We start from the raw sequence: 20563 nt of genomic DNA, 5'->3' as shown, positions 1-20563 counted from the left end.
TCTAAATTGATATTAATTGAGAGGAATAAATTATGGGTATTTTTTCACGCTTTGCAGACATCGTTAATGCCAATGTAACTTCTTTACTGGATAAAGCCGAAAATCCAGAAAAAATGATCCGTTTAATTATTCAAGAGATGGAAGACACATTAGTTGAGGTTCGAACTGCATCCGCAAAAGCAATCGCAGATAAAAAAGAGCTGACACGTAAAATTGGTTCAATTGAAGCGCAAGTGATCGATTGGCAAGAAAAGGCAAGTTTAGCCTTAGTTAAACAACGTGAAGACTTAGCGCGTTCAGCGTTGATCGAAAAACAAAAAGTACAAGACGTACTATCAAGTCTAAAAACAGAGTTCATCCTTGTAGAAGAAAGCATTGAGAAGTTGACCACAGAATTAACTGAGTTAGAGACTAAACTGACAGAGACTCGTGCGCGTCAACAAGCATTAGTGATCCGTCAACAAACAGCGCAACATCGTAATGACATTAAAGCGCATACACATTCAGGTAAAACAGAACGTGCAATGGCAAAGTTTGAACAATATGAGCGTCGTATTGACGAATTGGATGCAAAGGCAGACACTTACTCAATGGGTAAAGCAAACTCACTAGAACAAGAATTTGCAGAGCTGCAAGCACAAGATGAAATTGAAAAAGAATTAGATCGTCTAAAAGAACAAATGAAAAAAGACGCATAATAGATGACAAGAATTGATTGAATTTGAATTACTAAGGAGAAAACAATGAGCGGCTTTTTTGCTTTCCCATTGGTTATATTTTTTATTTTTGTTGCACCGTTATGGCTGTTTTTGCATTACCGAAGCAAAGGTAAAACAGCACAAGGTTTGTCACAAGAAGATACACAGTTATTAAAAGCAATGACAGAGCGTGCGGATAAAATGCAACGTCGTGTTGAAACATTAGAGAAAATTCTGGATGCAGAATCCCCAAGTTGGAGGGAGCGCTAATGTCAAAAGAACTGTATAGAGATACTCGAAACGGAAAAATTGGTGGTGTTTGTGCAGGTATTGCACAGTACTTTGGTATTGAACCGTGGATAGTACGTATTTTAGTGGTATCTGCTGCGTTATTCAGTGCGGGTTTTCTAGTCATGCTAGCGTACTTTGCTGCCATGCTGTTTTTAGATAAAGCCCCGGTTGAAATGTACTACCGCACAGAAGAAAAACGTGAGCACACAGTAAAAAGTAAACCATGGCAAGCAGGTCAATCAGCATCAGAAGTGATTAAGCGTGTTGATAAAGACATGGCCAGAATGGAAGAGAAGATCCGCCGAATGGAAGGGTATGTCACTTCTTCGGAATACAAGGTTCGCCGCGAATTTCGTAATCTTTAATTAAGCGATAACTAAGACCTTGTTCATGGGGTGTTCAGATTCAGTTCTGTACACTCCATTTGTTGTTTGTAGTCATTTGAAAAACATAATGCGAGAAGAAAATGAGTAGATTAACCAAAGAAATGAATAAATTAGTTAGCCGAAGCATGGATCGCCACGTCAAATTGGCGGTTACAGGGCTATCGCGTGCAGGTAAGACTGCGTTTATTACCTCTTTGGTTAATCAGTGCTTACATGCTGCTTCAAGCGATAAATTACCTTTATTATCAGTGGCCCGTGAAGGGCGAATGATAGGGGCAAAACGCATACCTCAATCAAATTTATCAATTCCAAGTTTTACATATGATGAAGGGATGGATTCATTATTATCAGAGCCGCCAACCTGGCCTGAACCTACACGAGACGTGAGTGAATTACGTTTAGCTATTAAATTTAAACCTAAATCGGGTTTGTTAAAACATTTGCAAGACAGCGCGACTTTATACGTTGATATTGTCGATTATCCGGGAGAGTGGCTATTGGATCTTCCATTATTGGATATGGATTATCTTAAATGGTCAAAGCAACAGCAGGTTAACTTAACTGGACATAGAAAAATACTCTCTGAAGCATGGCTAAAAGAGGCTAAAACGTTAGACCCTTTAGCGCCTGTCGATGAAAAACAAATCAGTCATATTGCAGAATTATTTACTCAGTATCTTCATAGCTGTAAAGATTCTCAGGGTCTGCACTTGGTACAGCCGGGGCGTTTTGTATTACCTGGAGAACTAGCGGGTGCACCGGTCTTGCAGTTTTTCCCATTTATGTTTCTGCATAAATACACAGAAGAAGAGCTAGCAAAAGCGAAGAAAGACTCGAATATTGCCGTATTGAAAAAACGGTATAAACATTATCAACAGCACGTTGTGAAGAAGTTTTATAACGAACATTTTAGACATTTTGATCGTCAAATTGTCTTGGTCGATTGTTTGCAGCCATTAAATACAGGTGAACAGTCATTTAATGATATGCGCCAAGCGGTTGATCAACTGATGCACAGTTTTCAATATGGCAAAAGTTCGATGTTAAAACGTCTGTTTTCGCCAAAAATTGATAAGGTACTATTTGCGGCAACCAAGGCTGATCATGTGACACCAGAGCAACACCCAAACATGGTTTTGTTACTGCAACAGATGATCCACCAAACATGGCAAGAAACGGCGTATGAAGGCATTAAAATGGAGTGCATGAGCATTGCGTCTATTCAAGCGACAACGGCCGGTATGATTGAAGATAATGGTGAGCTATGTGCTGCAATCTCTGGGATTAACAGTGAACAGAAACCATTAATGATGTTCCCGGGAGAGGTGCCAAAACGCATCCCGAGTAAAGCCTACTGGGAAACGGAGCCATTTAACTTTATGAGCTTTCAACCGTTACACAATGAGAATGATAAACCGCTGCAACACATCCGAATGGATAAGGCGATGCAATTCTTGTTAGGGGATAAATTAGTATGAGTGAGTTAAAAAAACAGCGTATCTTTCAAGCCTCGTCTCAAGAACTAGAGCAAGATACCGAAACCCTTGATAACCTTCAAACTCAAAAGTTATTTGAAGAGAATGTTAAATTTGTTCCTCAAGCTATCGAAGAAGAGGAATTGGATGGTGTGGATATTGAAACGCCATTAATCAAAAAGAAAACCCATTGGAGTATTAAAACGCTAATTGGTGGTTTCCTTGGTTTAACGGTGTGGCAAAGTGTTGATCATGTGATCACAGCCATTCAATCGGCTGATTTCTTATCGCTGGGCTGGGCTGGGTTAATTAGTCTGGCGGCTGTGATGGGAGTGACAGCGATTGGTCGTGAATTATGGACATTGCGTAAACTTAAAAACCGAGCCGAAATTCAACATCAAGTAACTGAATTGGTTGAAGGCAATGGTATTGGTCAAGCCAAATCGTTTTGTGAAGATTTAGCGAAAAAGGGCTCAACAGCAAAAACAGCTGAGTATACTCGTTGGCAAAACAGCATTGAATCTCATCATAATAACGCTGAAGTATTTGAAATGTATGACAGCATGGTGGTGGCTGAGCAAGATAAACGCGCAAGAGCTTTAATCAGTAAACACGCAGGAGAGTCAGCATTAATGGTGGCATTAAGCCCATTAGCTGTCGTCGATATGCTATTAGTGGCATGGCGGAATATTCGATTAATCGAGCAAGTGTCTCAAGTGTACGGAGTAGAGCTTGGTTACTGGGGACGCTTACGTTTGTTCAAAATGGTTTTGCAAAACATGGCGTTTGCAGGAGCAACTGAAATAGCGACCGATGTTGGTGTAGATATGTTATCAACGGGGTTGGCAGGCAAGCTCTCTACTCGTGCAGCACAAGGATTGGGGATTGGTTTATTAACGGCCCGTTTTGGATTAAGAACAATGAGTCTAATGCGTCCATTACCATGGCAAGTGGGTGAAGCACCAAAGCTGTCGGATATGCGTAAAAGCATCGTTAGTCAATTAGCGTCTAAATTGGGCACTCAGCATAAAAATTAACCCATACAGATAACATTCTTATAAAAATCATATTATCTCAAAATTAATTAGTGATAGTATGACTTCATTAGTCGGGGAGCCAATAGGCTGAGATCGCAATAGCGAACCCGTTGAACCTGATTCAGTTAGTACTGACGTAGGGAACTAATGGTCCTCTTGATACGATCTTTTCGATCCGTTTCTTTTGGTGAGATCTTACGTATCTACGTAAAGATATCCTCATTCGACTGTTTTTTCCTGAGCGTTAGTTAGGGAAAATAATCATGTCTACATTCGTTACTACAGCACTTTTGGCATCACCTGTTTTAAATAAGTTATCTGCTACAACGCCCATTGTATTAACTATTGCAGGGTCTGATAGTGGTGGTGGCGCAGGGATCCAAGCCGATATTAAAGCCATCTCAGCAACGGGAGGCTATGCGTGCTCTGTTATTACCGCATTAACGGCTCAAAACACCCAAGGCGTTACGGGCATTTATCCAATCAGCTGTGAATTTGTAGAACTGCAACTGGATGCCGTTTTTTCTGATCTAAATGTGATTGCCGTTAAAGTCGGAATGCTAAGTGATTCTGATGTCATTCATTCTGTCGCAAAAAAAATCAAACAATATTCTCCTCAATACGTGGTGGTTGATCCCGTAATGGTAGCCACCAGTGGTGATTTGCTGCTTCAGGCATCTGCTATTGGTAGTCTTAAATCTGAACTTTTTCCTCTTGCTGATGTGATCACGCCAAATCTTCCTGAAGCTTCGGCATTAATTGGTGTTAAAATTCCTAAAAATGAAGGTGAAATGACAGCCATCATTAGTGAACTTCGTCAATTAGGTGGAAAATCAGTGTTACTAAAAGGAGGGCATTTAGAGGAAAGTACCAATAGTACGGATTTATTTATTGGTGCGGATTCCGTTGAGCGTTTGTCGACGGCACGCGTTAATACTCATAATACACACGGGACAGGTTGTACTCTATCTTCAGCCATTGCATCTTATTTGGCTCAAGGTTATACGCTGGATGCCGCGGTTAGGCTAGGTAAGCAATATATCACCCAAGCAATTGTTCATGCAAATGAGTTAACTATTGGGAAAGGGCATGGACCAGTCAATCATTTCTTTGATAGAAATAAAGCCATTTAAATTATATAAATTCAATAGGTTATCTTTTATTTTGCGAGGTGTGGTTGACGGTTTTTCTTCTGTCGGGCTTTCATCTCATACATACGTTTATCTGATTTTATAAGTGCCTCCTCTAACCTTTCTTTTGTTGTTGATTCTATACCATATGCAAAGGAAATTTGTTCATTTTCTAGTTGTTTACAAACACTGTTAATAAAAGGCATTGAGCGATTTGTATGAGTGATGACAACAAATTCATCACCTCCAACTCGAAGAGCCATTTCTTGCTTAATGCATGAGTTTCTCAGTACCTGAGCAAATCGAATAATCATCAGATCTCCTACTTGATGTCCTTTTAAATCATTAACTTTTTTCAAGTCATTTAGATCAAAATAAACAAGATCAAATGTATTTAATTCTATTTCAGAGAGTTTTCTTCTGTTATATAAATTAGTCAGTTCATCTTTCATGCTTTGTTTAGCTAGTTTTCTCATCATATGAGTAATGCCAATAGCGATGAGTAGAAAAGCAATAAATAGAGAGCCGTCGTCCAATAAAGTATCGATAATTTCGAAATTATCAGCGTGGTATTCTATTTGAGGGAATTCTGTTAGTAGGTCATAAGCTTTATTAAATAGTAAAAGTGCGCCACCAGCAGTCAGAAAAGCATAAGGTTTTAAAAACTGGTAGGCCGTTAGATAGATATAGACCAATAAAATAAGTGTTAAACCTTCAAACCAAAGATCAGAAGCTGACTCAAAACCAATAACGTCATAGAGAAATGCGCAGAGAGCAAGAAGCGAAGAAAGAATAGCAACCGCAATTCGTGGCGTTGTTTTGTTCTGCATTATATTCATCCAGAGTTAATGGGACGTCATTCAGATAAGGTACTTAATTTTCAGATAAAAATAAATAGCCCTAAAGAAATAAATTAGAAGCATTCGACTAAAAGATAACTAACATGTATTAAAAAACCACTATCTCTAAAATTGGATAGCGGCTTATTATTAATAAAATCTTATCACGTTTTATAATTAGCCTTCAGGAGCATCAAACCAGGGATTATTTTATGACTAATGATCAAACTTGGCGTCATTTTTAAACCTAGTTGAGTATCAGTCAGTTCTTCTATTGTCATTAGTTTGCTCTCCCCGCATATTCAATCGCTTGCATTACATCATCACTTGTAAGAAGTACTGATAAAGGTAGCCCTTGTGGTGCATTCGGGCCATAAACTACATTAAGAGGGACACCAAAGCGTTGATGATTTTTTAGATAGTTAGTCACTTTTTCACTAGGGTGAGTCCAATCTCCTTTCATCGCAATGATATTTTCTTGATGCAGTGTTGAATACACCGGATCTTGTAATATCACGCCAATTTTGTTGGCTTTACAGGCAATGCACCAGTTAGCGGTCACATCGACAAAAACAGTTTTCCCTTGATCTACATATTCGTTAATTGCGGATTGATCTAATGGTTTCCAAGAAATGTCGTCAACAGTAGGGGTTACCCAATGCTTTGTTGTCATACTGCCAATAATCAGTAATGCGCTACTAGAGAAAACGATAATAGCTAAGATAGCAATAACGGTATTCTTGCCGTGTTTTTTACCTACTTTATATAATAAGAAAATAATTAGTAATGCAGTAAGAATCCAAATAGTAGAGCTACCGAGAAAGGGAGAAAGTAAGCTAAGTAACCATAAAGTTGTTACTAGCATCATCAAACCAAAAATGATTTTGACCTTGTTCATCCACATTCCAGGCTTTGGCATAAATGAAACGAGTCCCGGAAATAAAGCGAACAGTAACCAAGGAAGAGCCATTCCAAGCCCTAACGAAGTAAATACCACCCACATTTCAAAAACATTAGCACCTAATGCAAAAGCAACTGCGGTACCTAAGAAAGGCGCACTACATGGAGTTGCAAGTAGTGCTGCAAACATACCTTGAACGAAGTGCCCAAGTGTTGTGTTATTGCCTTTACTCGCAATAGAGGTTGAGAAGCGACTTGGTAATTGGATCTCAAATATGCCAAATAAGTTAGCGGTAAACAAGGCGGTAATGATAACCATAAAACCAATGAATATAGGGCTTTGGAAGTGGATCCCCCAACCAATGGCTTTGCCTGTAAATTTTAAAATAAGCAAACCAGTCGCAAGTAACCAGAAAGACGTTAAGATCCCCGCGGCAGAAGCAAAAAACTGCAAGCGAATAGAGCGTTTACTTGAGGTTGATGATGCGATCATGCTGTTGAGTTTTATACCTAAAACAGGTAGTACACATGGCATTATATTAAGAATTAAGCCTCCTAAGAAAGCAAAAGCAATCATGGTAATAATACTTGTCTCTGCAGTTTGAGTTAGAGGCTTAGCATCGACAATCGCTGTTAATTCATGAGCAAATAACTCATCAGAGGCAGTAATTGAGGTGCTGTTTTCAATTAAGTTTGTTTCATCTAACCAACCCGTAGATAGTGTTTGCTCTGTAGCAGATAGAGAAAAAGCGGACAACAGCAACGCTGATGCCAATAGTACCGTTGAACGAAATCGAGCGATGACTTTAATTTGTTGAATTGTAAACACGGTTTTACTCCGAAAATAATTATATTAAATAAAGATATAAGTACTTACGGTGTGATTATTCTTGAAAGGTGCAGAATGCCAAGTGTCGTCGAACACCATAGGAGGTAATCGGTTCAGTAAAGAAATAGGTTGCACCTGACTGTTTAAGAATAGCAGCCACAATAATAAGGGCTAAGATAAACATAGGAATAGCAAAATCTAGATGAATGGCGTGAGCATTAACTAATTGTTCACTACTATTGCATTGTGAAGCATTATCGTTTTGAACTTGCTCTGAATTGAGAGTGTGGATTTGCTCAATATTGTCAGGTTGAGATGATAAAGGGCAGTTTTTTGATAAACCAAGATTTTGAGAAAAACAAACAAATAGCACAATACACACTAATAATAGTGACCACGAAGCGGTACTTTGACGCTTGTATTGTAATAATGAAAATCTCAAAGAAGTCAGCTTATTTTCAAGTTATAGATATTTTCCATATTTTTTTGATAAAAGTAAAAAGGTCAATGCAGATTTATCTGTAAATTAGCTCTTAAAATGTAAGGGAAAATAAAAACTAGTGATATTTTTATGAATAAGTGGCATAGAAATTGATACATCCAAATAATAATAATTACATTTTTGATAAACGTATTAATTGAAGATATAACTTGAGCCTCAGAGAGAATAAAATGAACCTATCAATTAAAGCAAGATTGTACTTACTTGCGATTTTGCCGATTGTATTAACATCATTGTTGATAATGGCAATGACCTATAAAGAAGCCCGAGCGTTAAACCAAGCTCAAATGGAGATGACACGCTCACAGATGATGCAAATGAAGCGAGTTGAGCTGAAATCTTACTTGGATATTGTATCTTCAGAACTAAAGCACTTTGCTGAACAAGACAAAACTAAAGAAGAAGTATTAGAGTCATTAAAGCCAATACAATTTGCAGATACAGGTTATTTATTTGGTTTTACTTCTAATGGCGTTCGTATTTTGCAGGGAAATACCAATGATATTGGTAATAACATGTGGAATATGCAAGATAAAAGAGGCAATTACTTCATTCAAGATATGATAACTGCGGCAAAAAATGGTTCCGGATATACAACATATTACTACCCTAAATTGAATGAAAGAGTAGCATTACCAAAATTGGCTTACAGTGCTTACTTTTCAAAGTGGGACTTAATTGTGGGCACTGGTTTCTATACTGATGATGTCGATGCGGTGATTAATGATATGAAAGCATTAAGCGACAAACAGTTATTAGATAGCATGCAAGCTATTGTTTTATTTACTCTTGTTATTATTTCGGTAGTTACTCTACTTGGTTCATTGATTAATAAAAGTATTATGGCTCCAATTCAGCAATTTGATGCATCAATTAAATCATTTGCTTCAGGCGATGCCGATTTAACGGCGCGTATGCTTGATTTTTCTGTTCCGGAATTCAACCAGCTAAGTAAGAATTTCAACCTGTTTGTTAGTTCATTGCATCAGATTATTAGTAACGTATCTTCAGTTAGCCAAGAAGTCGTTGCTGAAACAACTAATATGTCAGAGCGTTCAGCTCAAGTGAATGCAGTGGTTGTTAATCAGCGCTCAGAAACAGAGCAAATTGCTACTGCGATGACCGAGTTAACCACATCATCACATGAGATTTCTTCAAATGCGGAGCAAGCGGCAAATTCAGCTCAAGATGCTGATAATAATGCACAAGTTGCTATGCGTACTGTTAGCGAAGCTTCTGAATCAGTACAAACATTAGCAGCAGAGTTAGATGAAGCAAGTAATGTTATTTCAAAACTTGAAGGTGATGTTCAAAATATTGCTAGCACCTTATCGGTAATTCAAGATATTGCAGAACAAACTAATCTTTTGGCTTTAAATGCGGCAATTGAAGCGGCAAGGGCGGGTGAGCAAGGGCGTGGTTTTGCCGTTGTTGCCGATGAGGTCCGTAAGTTAGCGAGCCGTACTCAAGAGAGCACTGCACAAATACATCAACGTATTGAAGCGTTGAAGTCAGGCTCTGATTCTGCTGTTCAGGTCATGGAATCAAGCAAAAACTTCAGTACATTGACCGTAAATAAAGCGGTGGCAGCGTCTGAATCACTAGGCCATATTTTAGTATCAGTAAATACTATTATGGAAATGAACTCATTAATTGCAACGGCAACACAAGAGCAGAGTATTGTAGGTCAAGAAATTTCTGAGCGTATTGTTTCTGTATCAGATCAAAGCTCAGAGTCAGCAGAGCTAGCGAGCCAAAACCGTGCAGGTGGTATTTTGTTGAATCAGAAAGCTAATGAGCTGTCTGAACTAGTCGCTCGATTTACTTTGTAATTACATGAAGTAATGAGTAGATAAAAGCACAAGAATTGAAAAGTTCTTGTGCTTTTTTATTTGTATTAGTGGCTTACTTATTACCACAATTTAAAGAAACGCCAATCACTTAGTGCAATAAGTGTTGAGTGAACAGGTGGCGCAAACCAAAAGAGTATCGTGTTGGTTATAATAAACAAAGCAGACAAAGGTCGATTAGAAAAATCAGTCAGTTTTAGGGCAGAACCAAACGAACGTTTAATTCGTACATTGGCTAAGTCGACACTGTATATTTCATCTAAAAGCAAATGAATCACTCCTCCAGAAAATACAAACGCTCCAGAAAGCCAAGCAATATGCTCCCATCCCTTAACGCCATCATTAAGAATAAAACAGGTAATATTTGTTGTGAGCAAGCCAAAAAATAACAGAAACAATAAAGAGTGACAGATCCCACGATGAATGGTCTGCCATTCAAATACATTACGAACACCAAATTTTATAAACAAATGGATAATGACAGGTAAGCCAATGAGAAGTAGAAATTGCCTTTCATTAATAGCATCACTGGTAAAATAACGGATACTTAACAGTACGATACAAATAGTAAATAGATTAAATATGATATCTAAGGAAGTTGAATTATCAGAGTCGATATCTGGTAATAGACCACCAATAGTGCCTAAAAACCATAACCATAATGCGGTATTAAGTTCGATGTGATTTGCTGATAATAGGGCCGCGGAAGTCACACCTGATGCCAATGCGGCAACATTTAAATGAGTACTGAAATTTGCCATAGGTTTTCTAAGAATTCTTTTGTAAAATGAAGGCTGAATTATTGAGATAAGTGATTATGTTTAAAATATTTGCATTACTGTTCATCGCGTTAGGGATTTATATTGGTATGAACTATGGCGATGAAGTTCAAAATGTTATGGATTCGGATGCCTTTGAGAAAGTACAAGAAACTATCGTTGATGGGAAAGATCTTGTTGTCGATAAAATAGAAGACGTAGTTCAATAAGAAATAGAATTTAGCCTTCAAATAAAAATCCCCCTTGATGTTTAACATCTTGGGGGATTTTTGATTCTATAACAGTAAATACTGAAAGCCAATGATTAACTGTGTTTATATACAGTTAGTTTGTGGTTTTGGTCGTATTAACAATTATTTAAGCGGAAGAATAGTGATTTCTACACGACGGTTACACGCACGGCCTTGTGATGTTGAGTTATCACAAACAGGGTAACGCTCACCGTAGCCGCGAGCATGGACACGTCCTGCCGCAACTTTTTGTTTGATTAGGTAAGTGCGAACAGAATCTGCACGTTGCTCAGATAGAGTTTGGTTTTTTGTATCATTACCAGAGCTGTCAGTGTGTCCATCAATTTGAAGTGCAGTATCTGGGTACTCAACTAGAATACGAGCGACACCATTAAGTGTGTTGTAGATACTTGCGTCTAGTTGGTAAGAACTAGATTGGAAACCAACGCCATTGTCCATTACCAGTTTAAGTTCGTTGTTACCAACACGTTCAACTTGAACACCAGAACTTTTTAATTCGTTGCGTAATGCTTTTTCTTGTTGATCGAAGTAGTAGCCAGCACCACCACCAACAGCACCACCAGCAGCAGCACCAATAAGTGCGTTTTTACGACGCTCTTTTGCATTATCACCAGTGGCTAGACCGATAGCTACGCCAGCAAGTGCACCAGCAAGTGCGCCTTTTGTTGTAGAGTTAGTTTCAGTTTCACCAGTGGTTGCATTTTGACGTTGAGTCGCCTGACAACCAGTTAAACCAATAAGAAGTGCAAGCGCAATTGTGATCTTTTTCATGTTTTTCTCTAGTTATATACATCTGTGTCGCGCAGTTTACTCTCTGAAGATCAAAAATCAATGCTTTAGAAAGAACTTTATTAATAGAAAGACTTATAATTGTGTGAAATAAATCACTTAAAATTATTTTCTAGATTTGTTACTAACGCTTCACAAGTTGCTTTTAATTGTTGTAGCTCTGCAATCTCTAATTGGCTTTTGCAAAAAATAGCATTAGGAACAGCGAGTGCTTGCTCCTTTAATTCGACGCCTTTAGTTGTGAGAAACACTTGTCGAATACGTTCATCTTGAGTACTGCGTTGACGAGTAATGATTTCTTTCACTTCTAGGCGTTTTAATAAAGGCGTTAAGGTTCCTGAGTCTAGGTGCAGTTCTTGGCCTAATTCTTTTACATTGATGCCATTTCTTTCCCAAATAACCATCATTGCTAAGTATTGAGAATAAGTAAGATCCAGTTCGTTTAGTAATGGACGGTAGGCTCTTATCATGGCATTTGATGCACTATAAAGAGAAAAACAAACTTGATTCTTAAGTAATAATTGAGAGGAATTACTCTCTTCTTGAGTAGGTAGTTCAAGGTTATTATTCATATTCACACCAAAAATAAAACTAGATTGTGCGCAATATACTTGTTTTTTACCTTTAAATCGACCTATACTTACTGAAATTGAATTGTGCACAATCTAATTGCTTGCCATTTAAATTAACTTGAATCATATTTAGAATAAAGGACATCATCATGACAACGTTATACACAACAACAGCTACCGCTTCAGCAGGACGTAATGGCCAAGTAACGACTGACGATAATATGCTTGATCTTGCTCTAAGCTACCCAAAAGAGATGGGAGGAACAGGTGAAGCAACTAATCCTGAGCAACTGTTTGCAGCGGGTTATTCTGCGTGTTTCTCAAATGCAATTCTTCATGTGGCTCGTGAGATGAAAATTAAATTAACTCAAGCGCCTGTGTCAGCAGAAGTGGGAATTGGTCCAAACGAAACGGGTGGTTTTGCATTAACAGTAGCTTTAGCAGTAACGTTAGAATTAGATGAAGAGCAAGCTCAACAATTAGTGAAAACAGCTCACCAAGTTTGCCCATATTCAAATGCAGTGAAAGGCAATATTGATGTGAAATTATCAGTTAATGGTGTTGCACTTTAATTCATAGGGATTGATTAAATGAATACTCTATTACTAACCGTAGGGCGTGTACTTCTGGCACTGTATTTCTTGGTTCCAGGTATCATGAAATTTGTGTCATGGGATATGCACATTCAGTTAATGGAAAAGCATGACATGCCATTTGTTCCTGTCTTATTGGGACTTGCAGGTATCTTTCAAATTGGTGCTGCTATTTTATTAATAGCAAACCGTTTTACATGGATAGTTGCCTTACTACTGGCAGGATTAGTATTAGTCATTAATGTGTCGCTGCATGATTTCTGGAATTATTCAGGATTGGAAGGCGCGCATGAGATGCAAAATTTCATTAAAAATCTAGGTATTTTTGCTGGTTTGTTAGTACTTTCAGGCCATGCAATGCCAGAGTGTTGCAAGGCAAAATCAGTATCACAATGATATAATAATATAGAGCATAAAAGCAAAAGGGATATGAGGTGATTCATATCCCTTTTTTCTATTTGTTACTTAATGTATTTAATTACTTTTCTGCAGTAAAGAAATCATTATAAAGCATGTAGAGGTGAGCTGAGCTCCAAGAGAAGTTTGGTGCTCCTTGTTGATCACCAGTGAGTGGATTGTAGTTTTCACGGATAGGACCGTCTCCAACTAGCCCATCTGCGTGATCAAAGAATGCACCAGCCATCTCAATCGCATCGTCACGGTATCCGTAGCTTTCCATACCTTTTAGGCCAAAGTAAAATTGATCAACCCAAACACGACCACGCCAGTAAATATCAGGACCAAATGCAGGGCTTGACAGTGCTGCTGTTCCCAGTGGTACATAAGTATTAAACTCAGAAGTGTCTTTCATTACTTTGACTACAGCGTCAGCATTAGCTTGTGTGGCTGCTTTGTTGAAAAGAGGAGACCAGCCTTCAGGACCTTTACCGCGCTCAACAATTGGTTTACCCGCACAGCCGTTTGCTAGTGGTTTATCTTCGATACGAATGTCGTAGAAGAATCCAGTCCCTTCATCAAACATACAAGTGTTGATGTAGTTTGCTAATTTATCCGCTTTTTCACGGAACTCTTTTGCATCAGTATCTTTACCTAGAATATCAGCCATTTCAGCAAGGTATTGGTTATCACTGAACATGTAGCTTGCTTGGTCAACGGATTCTTGCAGTAATGAATATCCTAATAATGTGCCATCTTTATCTCGGTTTTGTGCGAATTTCACTTCCCAATCCGAGCGTTTTCCACCATTAGCAACATAAGTGTCTAGTTGATCTTTATCGATAAAACCAAAGGCTGCCGCATCATCACGCCCCGACTCCCAAGAGGCTGCTGTTTGTGCCGGGATCTCTATGTGATCATAGTTCCCAGATTTAATAACCTCTTTGTACTTATCTAAGCCTGCAAGCTCTTCTTTCTTATCTCCACGTTCAACCATAAATAGCATATCGCCATTGTCTGTATTGTGTGCTTTATCGCGTGAAGCTCCATACTCAGGAACGCCGTTACCATTGTTATCACGGTTACGTAACCACCAATCATGATAAGCAACCAGTTTAGGATACATTTCTTCTAACCATGCTTTATCTTCAGTGGTTTTGTACACTTCCATCACAGCCCATGCAGCAAGACTTGGCTTGGTATTTCGTTCATTCCAGTTACCGCCGTCACCACCGCGCTCTGGGCTAGTGTTATAAGCAAGTAGGTCAGGAATAAAGCCTTCATCCCAAGGGCGAACCGCATCGTCAGCTTGGATTTGGTAAGCAAACATAGCACGAATATTGTCTTTTGCTATTTCTGGGTTGAAGTGTGCCATTGCATACGCTTGTTTCCACGTATCCCAAGGCCATGTTTGGTTACCAGAGAACCAACGAGCGGTTACTGATGGGGTAACTGAATCAAACTCCATTGCTCCAGCCGCACCACGCCAGTTAGCATTAAGCGTTTCCATTGCTTTTACTGCAACGCGCTCTTGTTCAGGAGTTGCATTTGGGTTGGTTAAGCCTTTATCAAGGTATTCTTCCCAACGTTTTTCAGTCGCAACTAAGTATTGATTTGGATTTGCTAGAATGTCAGTGATTTTAGCTTGCTCTGCTTGGTTCTCTTCAGCGGTTAATACATGAGAATACGTAGTATAAATCGTGGTGGATTGCTCAATGTTTGCTTTAGAGGTAAAGCTTAAACCATTAACGGTAGTCGCCGTAGGAATTGATTTATGAACTTGGTATTCAGATTCGCCTGATGTTAATAAAGACCAGGTCGCACGAACCTCACCAAAAGTCACTTTTAGACCATCACTTGTAGGGATAATGGTTCGGTTGTAGTCAGGATATGCTTCAGCGATGGTTTTATCTGATTGAGACTTTTCTTCTTTTGCGTGATTTCCTTCGATTAACTGGCCATCCCAAACAAGCTCAACAGGTGAGTTGGTAGTGATTTTAGTTTCAACTAAAGAAGTGCGGTTTGTTGCAAAGCGCAGTGTCATTTCTACTTTTACGTCATCAGAGCTTAATACTTGAACCAAAGCACCCGGTAAGCTGTACGTTTCCATTGTGAAGTCAACTTTCTTACCGTCTTTAAATACACTTAGGCGATCGAAATTATTCGCCATAAAGTTAATGTATTCTTCAGTAAGTAGAGCTGTTCCTGGGAAACCACCCATACCATCATCGTTGTCTGGGAGAAGATGACCGTGCCAAGAGCCCATGTCAAAGAATGGGTTGAAACGTTGGTGATCATCAAAATCGTAATCTCTCATATATTCAGGAGAGCCTGTGCGATCAATAACGTCTTTAAATTGTGTCGCTTTCAATTCGGTTGAATCGATTGGTGTCGGTGTTGTTTGTGCGCAACCCACAGCGAAAAGGGCAGTAGCAACAGCAAGTACAGAAAGTTTTAAGTTCATAATTAAATTCTTACAATTGATTTAGTAAAGGTTTAGTAAATTTAACTTTTATGCATGGTATTAATAAATAGAGTGACTGTCCGTGAAGTCAGTCTCATTTAATAAGGTGATATAAAGATGGAGTGTGATTCAGTTAGCATAACGAAAGTAGATATTAAAAAAGGCACTGAGGGGAATCAGTGCCTTTTGCTTTAGGTATGGTATGGAAAACTAAACGCTAATTTGATTTCTACTTATTTTGCTGTTGCTGTTGCTGTTGCTGTTTTTGGTTCAATTTTTTTTGTTTGCTTCTTTTCAAAGCGAGATATCCACCAGTATGCAAGGGCAGAGAATACCATCGTCATAAAGACGTTAATAAAGAATGCTTGAACTAAGTCAACACCGGTTGGGAAGGCAGAAGCCGTCATACTTACTACAAAGATAGTGATAAGTACAGACACAACACTCATCCCAACTTTACGTGAGCCCATACGAAAATCACGGGGAGTATCATCATGCTTCAGGCGGAAAACAAAGTAAGCAACCATAATGAAGATTGGTGGAAGCATTGCAGTACCTGCTGTTAGGTTAATAGCAGTGCTCATCATCTCTTGTACTGACTCAGAACCAAAGCCGTTTACCACTAACATTACAACAACAAAAGCAAACTGCCACCATGCTGCACGAACAGGAACACCGTGTTCATTTAGCTCTGTCGTTTTTTCACCGTATACACCTTGAGGGATTTCAGAGAAGTGAATTTTAACCGGAGCAGCAGTCCACATCATCATAGAACCAAACATTGCGATGAAAAGAACAATACCCACAAAGCGACCAACTAACGATTCAGATATATTGAAGTATTGAGCCATGCCAGTAAAGATTTCAACCATGCCACCTGCGTAGGTTAGACTTTCTCGTGGTACGAATACGTTTACCAGTAAAGAGCCCACAGCATACATAGTACCAATTAAGATACCTGCTGCGATAATAACTTTAATAAACGTCTTTTGACCGCCTTTCACATCTTTTAAATAAGCGGCGGCGGTTTCTGCGCCACCAGCAGCTTGGAAAATCCAACACATAATACCAAGTGTTGCCCAGTTAATCGTTGGGGTCATGGCTTCCATTGTGATTGGTTGAGCTGGTGTATGATCGCCACCCAGTGCCATTAGCGCACCGATAACGTAAATACCAAATAGAGCGAAGACACCATAAGCAACCATTTCAGATATCTTACCTAACCAAGATGCCCCTTTGGTGGAGATATGCGTCGCAGCTGCAAATAAAACAATCGAGATAACAGAGGTAACAACAGGAGAAAAAGCATACTCATAACCTAGCATTGCATAAGAAGCATAAGCAATAACGTTAGGAAGTAGAGAGACAAACCAGAATAGGTTTACAAACCAATAAAGGAACGAGCCTAGGTAAGCCATTTTGGTACCAAGAGGCTGCTTTAACCAATCGTACATTCCAGATTCTGAGTTTTTATTGGCAGACACAAATTCTGCAATGATAAAAACAAAAGGGATAAAGTAAACTAACGTTGCGAATAAAAAGATAGGAGCAGAGCTTAATCCCAGCTCAATATTGTTATTAACAATGTTACGAACGTTGAATACCGCCGCCATTGTCATCGACAGCAAGGCAAATTTGCCAATTGTCCCTCGTAAAGAATCAGACATAATAATTGTATCCCTAGTATGTTTGCGTTTGGGTTATGAGTTTATAATTTTAGTTAATAAAATTCGGGTGGTTTTAGTAAAATTATAGTAATAAGTTTTACTAAGGGTTACTGTGAGATATGTCATTAAATCAAGATTAAGAAAACAGCAAAATGTGATGGTGATCTATGCTAGCGCAGAGAGTCGTGACCAGTAAAAAATAAAAGGAATAATTTGCTCCTATATTTACAGGTACAAAGAAGTAAAACATAGCGAAGTGTGGGAGGTTATTTGGAGTTGTAATACTCAATAAGCCAGAAAGCAGTGCCAATACGATTAGCTTAGATAATTATTAATATCAACGTTATCGCACTGTTCTGGCTTTAAGTGTGCTTTTGCATATTTACTATAAAGACCAGAGGTCAAAAATAAATTAAATAGGTCTTTGTCTATGTGCTTATCTTTAACCATAAAACTCATGATTTTTAGCGACTCGGTTAATGTTTTCGCTTTTTTATAAGGTCGGTCATGACTTGTTAGGGCTTCAAAAATATCGGCAATCGCCATTGCTCGTGCAGTGAGTGGCATTTCTTCTGCTTTAAGTCCCATAGGGTAACCTGTGCCATCTACTTTTTCATGATGACCACCTGCTATTTTTGGTACATCTTTCATTGTTTTTGGAAACGGGAGAGCTTCTAGCATTTTAATTGTCTGAATAATATGGTCATTTATTGTAAATCGTTCTTCATTATTTAATGTACCGCGCTGAATCGATAAATTATAGGCCTCACCAATGTTATTTTTGTATTCTGGTGGCTGTAATGTAAAGCGTGGATCTTGTTCAGCATTGCTTTCCCTAGGAATTAGGTGAGATTGATTGTCTTGTAGTAGAGTCACCGTCATAGGCAATGGGGTGTTATTCGAGTTATTCAGGCGTGCTTTTTCTTCCCACGCAAGACCAAGGCTATTATCTAAGGTTTGTATCCATGTTTGTTGACCAATTTTTTGTATTTGTTCTGCGTCTTGTGCTGATAAAAACTCATCTCCAACGTTTATTTTAGCAATAAGGGCAAACTCTTTATCTAATCGTAGCCATTCTTGTTTTAATTTCTCTTTATGTTCAATTGGTAATGAATGGTTAAATGCTTCCTTCCATTGGTTTATTTCTGCATCGCGTTTTAATACTTCAAATCTTGTTCTTATTTCATGAATTCGATTATAAATAGTTTCTAGTTTTGTTGCTTTATCAACGACGTACTCTGGCGTGGTTATTTTTCCGCAATCATGTAACCACGAAGCAATTCTTAACTCCTCTTGTTGTGTGGAACTCAGTTTGAAATCGTTAAATGGTGGAGTAGAAGAATCACTCGCCACTTGAGAGAGCCATTGGGTTAATAACGGTACTTTCTGGCAATGATTTCCGGTATAGGGTGATTTTGTATCAATCGTACTTGCCATTATTTGAATAAAGGAGTCGAGTAAATCTTTTTGATTTTGTTGCATTTTTCTTCCATCTAGAGCAATGGCAGTATAATTAATTAATGATTCAAAGTAGTGAAATTGAGTATTACGAATGTATTCGCTCTCTTTCACATCAAACACTAATACCATTGCCCCTATGGTTTGTTTTTCCCTAGAAAACAAAGGGAAGGTGATAGACCATATTTGCTCACTGTCTAAATCCAATTTATTCTGTTCTTGTTTGTCGAATGTATTAATATTCAGGTTTTCAAAGGGTTTCTTTTTGATCATTATCTGTTCAATGGTTTTTGCTATTTTTTCATCATTTAGAGCAAAGCTTTCTAATTGACTAATGTCTTCATTTTGTGTGGTGGCTCTCCATGCAAATTGAGGTTCTATGTGCGTTTCTGCGTCATTGATAAGGTAAAGATAAGCCGCGTTTGCTTTTGTTGCTTTGGCAGTACTACGACCAATAAGTTTTATTAATTCATCAAAATTATTCTCTTTTGATATTGAATTCGTTAGATTGAAGTAGTTTTCTATTGCTGATTTCATACTAGAAATAGATCTCGTTAGATTTGCTATTTCAAGTATTTTGGTTGGCGTGTGATCGATAGATGAAAAATCAAATGTGGATATTAACCGTGCTTGCTCTGTGGCCTGCTGGATTGGCTTTGATATTCTTTGTGATACAAAATAGACACAAGGAATCGACAGAATAAGAATAGCGAAAGACCACCAAATGGTTTTTTGTCGAATAATATGGGCACCAGATAATAGGTCTGATTTTTTTACTGCTATCAATAAATTTAATGATCGCTCTGTATTAATTGGAATCGAAAATATTTTGCCATACCAACTTTCGCCATTACTTTGATATTGTTCGATTTTTTGGTCTGAATTAATATGATTAATTGTATCTAGTACCTCAGCGCTAAATAAATTACTTAACTTAATGATTTTACTTTCTTTTTTTATTAAAGTGAGCTTAAGGGCATTACTTGCGTAAACAATATTTTTTTCATCATAAAGCACTCTAAGAGAGGAGGGGTGGATAGCCGTGCTTTTTAATACGAGGCTAAGTTTTTCCATTAAAATATCAGCACTTACAACAACGTTATTCTCTGCTTTCTTATGAATAGTTAAACCAAACTGCTGTAATCCTGGAAAGTAACGAGGTTTGGATAAAACGATTTTCTCTTTGGTCGAATTTTTAAACCAATTCTCATTTCTTGGGTCATATTGATGCTCCTTAAGTTCATCTGAACGGATAAAACGAGATTGATCATCGTAGAAAAAAACAGTGGTTTTATTTTCGATGGCAGAGACATGATTGATGAAGAAATAGTAGGCATTTTCTGGAGTGTTTAGTTTTGTTCTAAATGAGGAGTGACCTAATATACCTACGCCAAACCAATCGCCATTTGGATAGGAAATGCGATAAATTGAGACGTGTTTATGTAAATCTAATAGCATTGCTAATTCGGTAAAGTAAGCGTTGCGCTGTTCTACTGTTTCCGCGTGGACGATATCTCTCCTGGATAGCTTAGCTATTGCGTTAAATGCGGGTCTATATTCGCTTCTTATTGAGGATCTGGCATCTGTTGATATTCGGTCAAAAATGGTTGAGGTAGCTTCAAGTAAAAGTTGATTGATGCCTTTGTTGGTTATGTAT

Annotated in this window: 19 protein-coding genes and 1 riboswitch; of the genes, 10 read left to right on the top strand and 9 right to left on the bottom strand. The window is 38.2% G+C overall.

What is annotated here, in order from left to right:
* Positions 1–32 precede the first annotated feature (32 nt).
* The 6 genes from pspA to thiD all read left to right on the top strand — a co-directional run bounded on the left by pspA (position 33) and on the right by thiD (position 5020).
* A complete protein-coding gene (pspA, locus tag PVK71_RS09955) occupies positions 33–698 on the top strand; it encodes a phage shock protein PspA (RefSeq protein WP_274418193.1) in 666 nt (221 codons plus the stop codon).
* Between the two features lie 45 nt (positions 699–743).
* Positions 744–968: an envelope stress response membrane protein PspB gene (pspB, locus tag PVK71_RS09950; protein WP_130045394.1), complete on the top strand. Its 225-nt coding sequence runs from the start codon at positions 744–746 to the stop codon at positions 966–968.
* Positions 968–1354 carry an envelope stress response membrane protein PspC gene (gene pspC, locus PVK71_RS09945; protein ID WP_130047641.1) on the top strand — a complete coding sequence of 129 codons (387 nt, stop codon included), beginning with the start codon at positions 968–970 and terminating at the stop codon, positions 1352–1354. The genes pspB and pspC overlap by 1 nt, the downstream gene beginning before the upstream one ends.
* 101 nt (positions 1355–1455) lie before the next feature.
* Positions 1456–2853 carry a YcjX family protein gene (locus PVK71_RS09940; protein WP_274418197.1) on the top strand — a complete coding sequence of 466 codons (1398 nt, stop codon included), beginning with the start codon at positions 1456–1458 and terminating at the stop codon, positions 2851–2853.
* Positions 2850–3887 (top strand): YcjF family protein, encoded by a 1038-nt coding sequence (locus PVK71_RS09935; protein WP_274418199.1) that lies wholly within the window; start codon positions 2850–2852, stop codon positions 3885–3887. Before PVK71_RS09940 ends, PVK71_RS09935 begins: the two co-directional genes overlap by 4 nt.
* A 62-nt stretch (positions 3888–3949) precedes the next feature.
* Positions 3950–4047: riboswitch (TPP riboswitch) on the top strand.
* A gap of 103 nt (positions 4048–4150) precedes the next feature.
* Positions 4151–5020 (top strand): bifunctional hydroxymethylpyrimidine kinase/phosphomethylpyrimidine kinase, encoded by an 870-nt coding sequence (gene thiD, locus PVK71_RS09930; protein WP_274418201.1) that lies wholly within the window; start codon positions 4151–4153, stop codon positions 5018–5020.
* Between the two features lie 26 nt (positions 5021–5046).
* Here the strand turns inward: thiD and PVK71_RS09925 are convergent, their stop codons facing one another.
* From PVK71_RS09925 to PVK71_RS09915, 3 genes are all read right to left on the bottom strand, one after another.
* Positions 5047–5847, bottom strand: a complete 801-nt coding sequence (locus PVK71_RS09925; protein ID WP_274418203.1) for a GGDEF domain-containing protein — start codon at positions 5845–5847, stop codon at positions 5047–5049.
* A gap of 289 nt (positions 5848–6136) precedes the next feature.
* A complete protein-coding gene (locus tag PVK71_RS09920) occupies positions 6137–7585 on the bottom strand; it encodes a protein-disulfide reductase DsbD family protein (RefSeq protein WP_274418205.1) in 1449 nt (482 codons plus the stop codon).
* A 55-nt stretch (positions 7586–7640) separates the two neighbouring features.
* A complete protein-coding gene (locus tag PVK71_RS09915) occupies positions 7641–8027 on the bottom strand; it encodes a hypothetical protein (protein WP_274418206.1) in 387 nt (128 codons plus the stop codon).
* A 230-nt stretch (positions 8028–8257) separates the two neighbouring features.
* Here PVK71_RS09915 and PVK71_RS09910 point away from each other — a divergent pair, with 230 nt between their 5' ends.
* Positions 8258–9919: a methyl-accepting chemotaxis protein gene (locus PVK71_RS09910; RefSeq protein ID WP_274418207.1), complete on the top strand. Its 1662-nt coding sequence runs from the start codon at positions 8258–8260 to the stop codon at positions 9917–9919.
* An 80-nt stretch (positions 9920–9999) separates the two neighbouring features.
* Here the strand turns inward: PVK71_RS09910 and PVK71_RS09905 are convergent, their stop codons facing one another.
* Complete coding sequence (locus PVK71_RS09905; RefSeq protein ID WP_274418208.1) at positions 10000–10698, bottom strand: metal-dependent hydrolase; 699 nt, start codon at positions 10696–10698, stop codon at positions 10000–10002.
* 56 nt (positions 10699–10754) lie between these two features.
* On the opposite strand from PVK71_RS09905, the gene PVK71_RS09900 reads away from it, so the two are divergent.
* Positions 10755–10925: a hypothetical protein gene (locus tag PVK71_RS09900; RefSeq protein ID WP_274418209.1), complete on the top strand. Its 171-nt coding sequence runs from the start codon at positions 10755–10757 to the stop codon at positions 10923–10925.
* A gap of 144 nt (positions 10926–11069) precedes the next feature.
* Here PVK71_RS09900 and PVK71_RS09895 read toward each other — a convergent pair whose 3' ends face one another.
* Together PVK71_RS09895 and PVK71_RS09890 are read right to left on the bottom strand one after the other, a co-directional pair.
* Positions 11070–11738 carry an OmpA family protein gene (locus tag PVK71_RS09895; RefSeq protein ID WP_274418210.1) on the bottom strand — a complete coding sequence of 223 codons (669 nt, stop codon included), beginning with the start codon at positions 11736–11738 and terminating at the stop codon, positions 11070–11072.
* Positions 11739–11851: 113 nt separating this feature from the next.
* Positions 11852–12328 carry a MarR family winged helix-turn-helix transcriptional regulator gene (locus PVK71_RS09890; RefSeq protein ID WP_274418211.1) on the bottom strand — a complete coding sequence of 159 codons (477 nt, stop codon included), beginning with the start codon at positions 12326–12328 and terminating at the stop codon, positions 11852–11854.
* Positions 12329–12477: 149 nt separating this feature from the next.
* Here PVK71_RS09890 and PVK71_RS09885 point away from each other — a divergent pair, with 149 nt between their 5' ends.
* Positions 12478–12900, top strand: coding sequence for an organic hydroperoxide resistance protein (locus PVK71_RS09885; RefSeq protein WP_274418212.1), 423 nt, complete (start codon positions 12478–12480; stop codon positions 12898–12900).
* Positions 12901–12918: 18 nt separating this feature from the next.
* On the top strand, positions 12919–13317 hold the full coding sequence (locus PVK71_RS09880; protein WP_274418213.1) for a DoxX family protein: 399 nt from the start codon (positions 12919–12921) through the stop codon (positions 13315–13317).
* A gap of 82 nt (positions 13318–13399) precedes the next feature.
* On the opposite strand, the gene ygjK is transcribed toward PVK71_RS09880, so the two are convergent.
* The 3 genes from ygjK to PVK71_RS09865 all read right to left on the bottom strand — a co-directional run bounded on the left by ygjK (position 13400) and on the right by PVK71_RS09865 (position 20364).
* Positions 13400–15781, bottom strand: a complete 2382-nt coding sequence (ygjK, locus tag PVK71_RS09875) for an alpha-glucosidase (protein ID WP_274418214.1) — start codon at positions 15779–15781, stop codon at positions 13400–13402.
* Positions 15782–16014: 233 nt separating this feature from the next.
* Positions 16015–17448: an amino acid permease gene (locus tag PVK71_RS09870; RefSeq protein ID WP_274418215.1), complete on the bottom strand. Its 1434-nt coding sequence runs from the start codon at positions 17446–17448 to the stop codon at positions 16015–16017.
* 315 nt (positions 17449–17763) lie between these two features.
* Positions 17764–20364 (bottom strand): HD domain-containing phosphohydrolase, encoded by a 2601-nt coding sequence (locus PVK71_RS09865; protein WP_274418216.1) that lies wholly within the window; start codon positions 20362–20364, stop codon positions 17764–17766.
* Positions 20365–20563: the final 199 nt, after the last annotated feature.

The organism is Aliivibrio sp. S4MY1, assembly GCF_028765545.1.
Lineage (GTDB): Bacteria > Pseudomonadota > Gammaproteobacteria > Enterobacterales > Vibrionaceae > Aliivibrio.
This window is presented reverse-complemented; position numbering and strand designations above follow the sequence as displayed.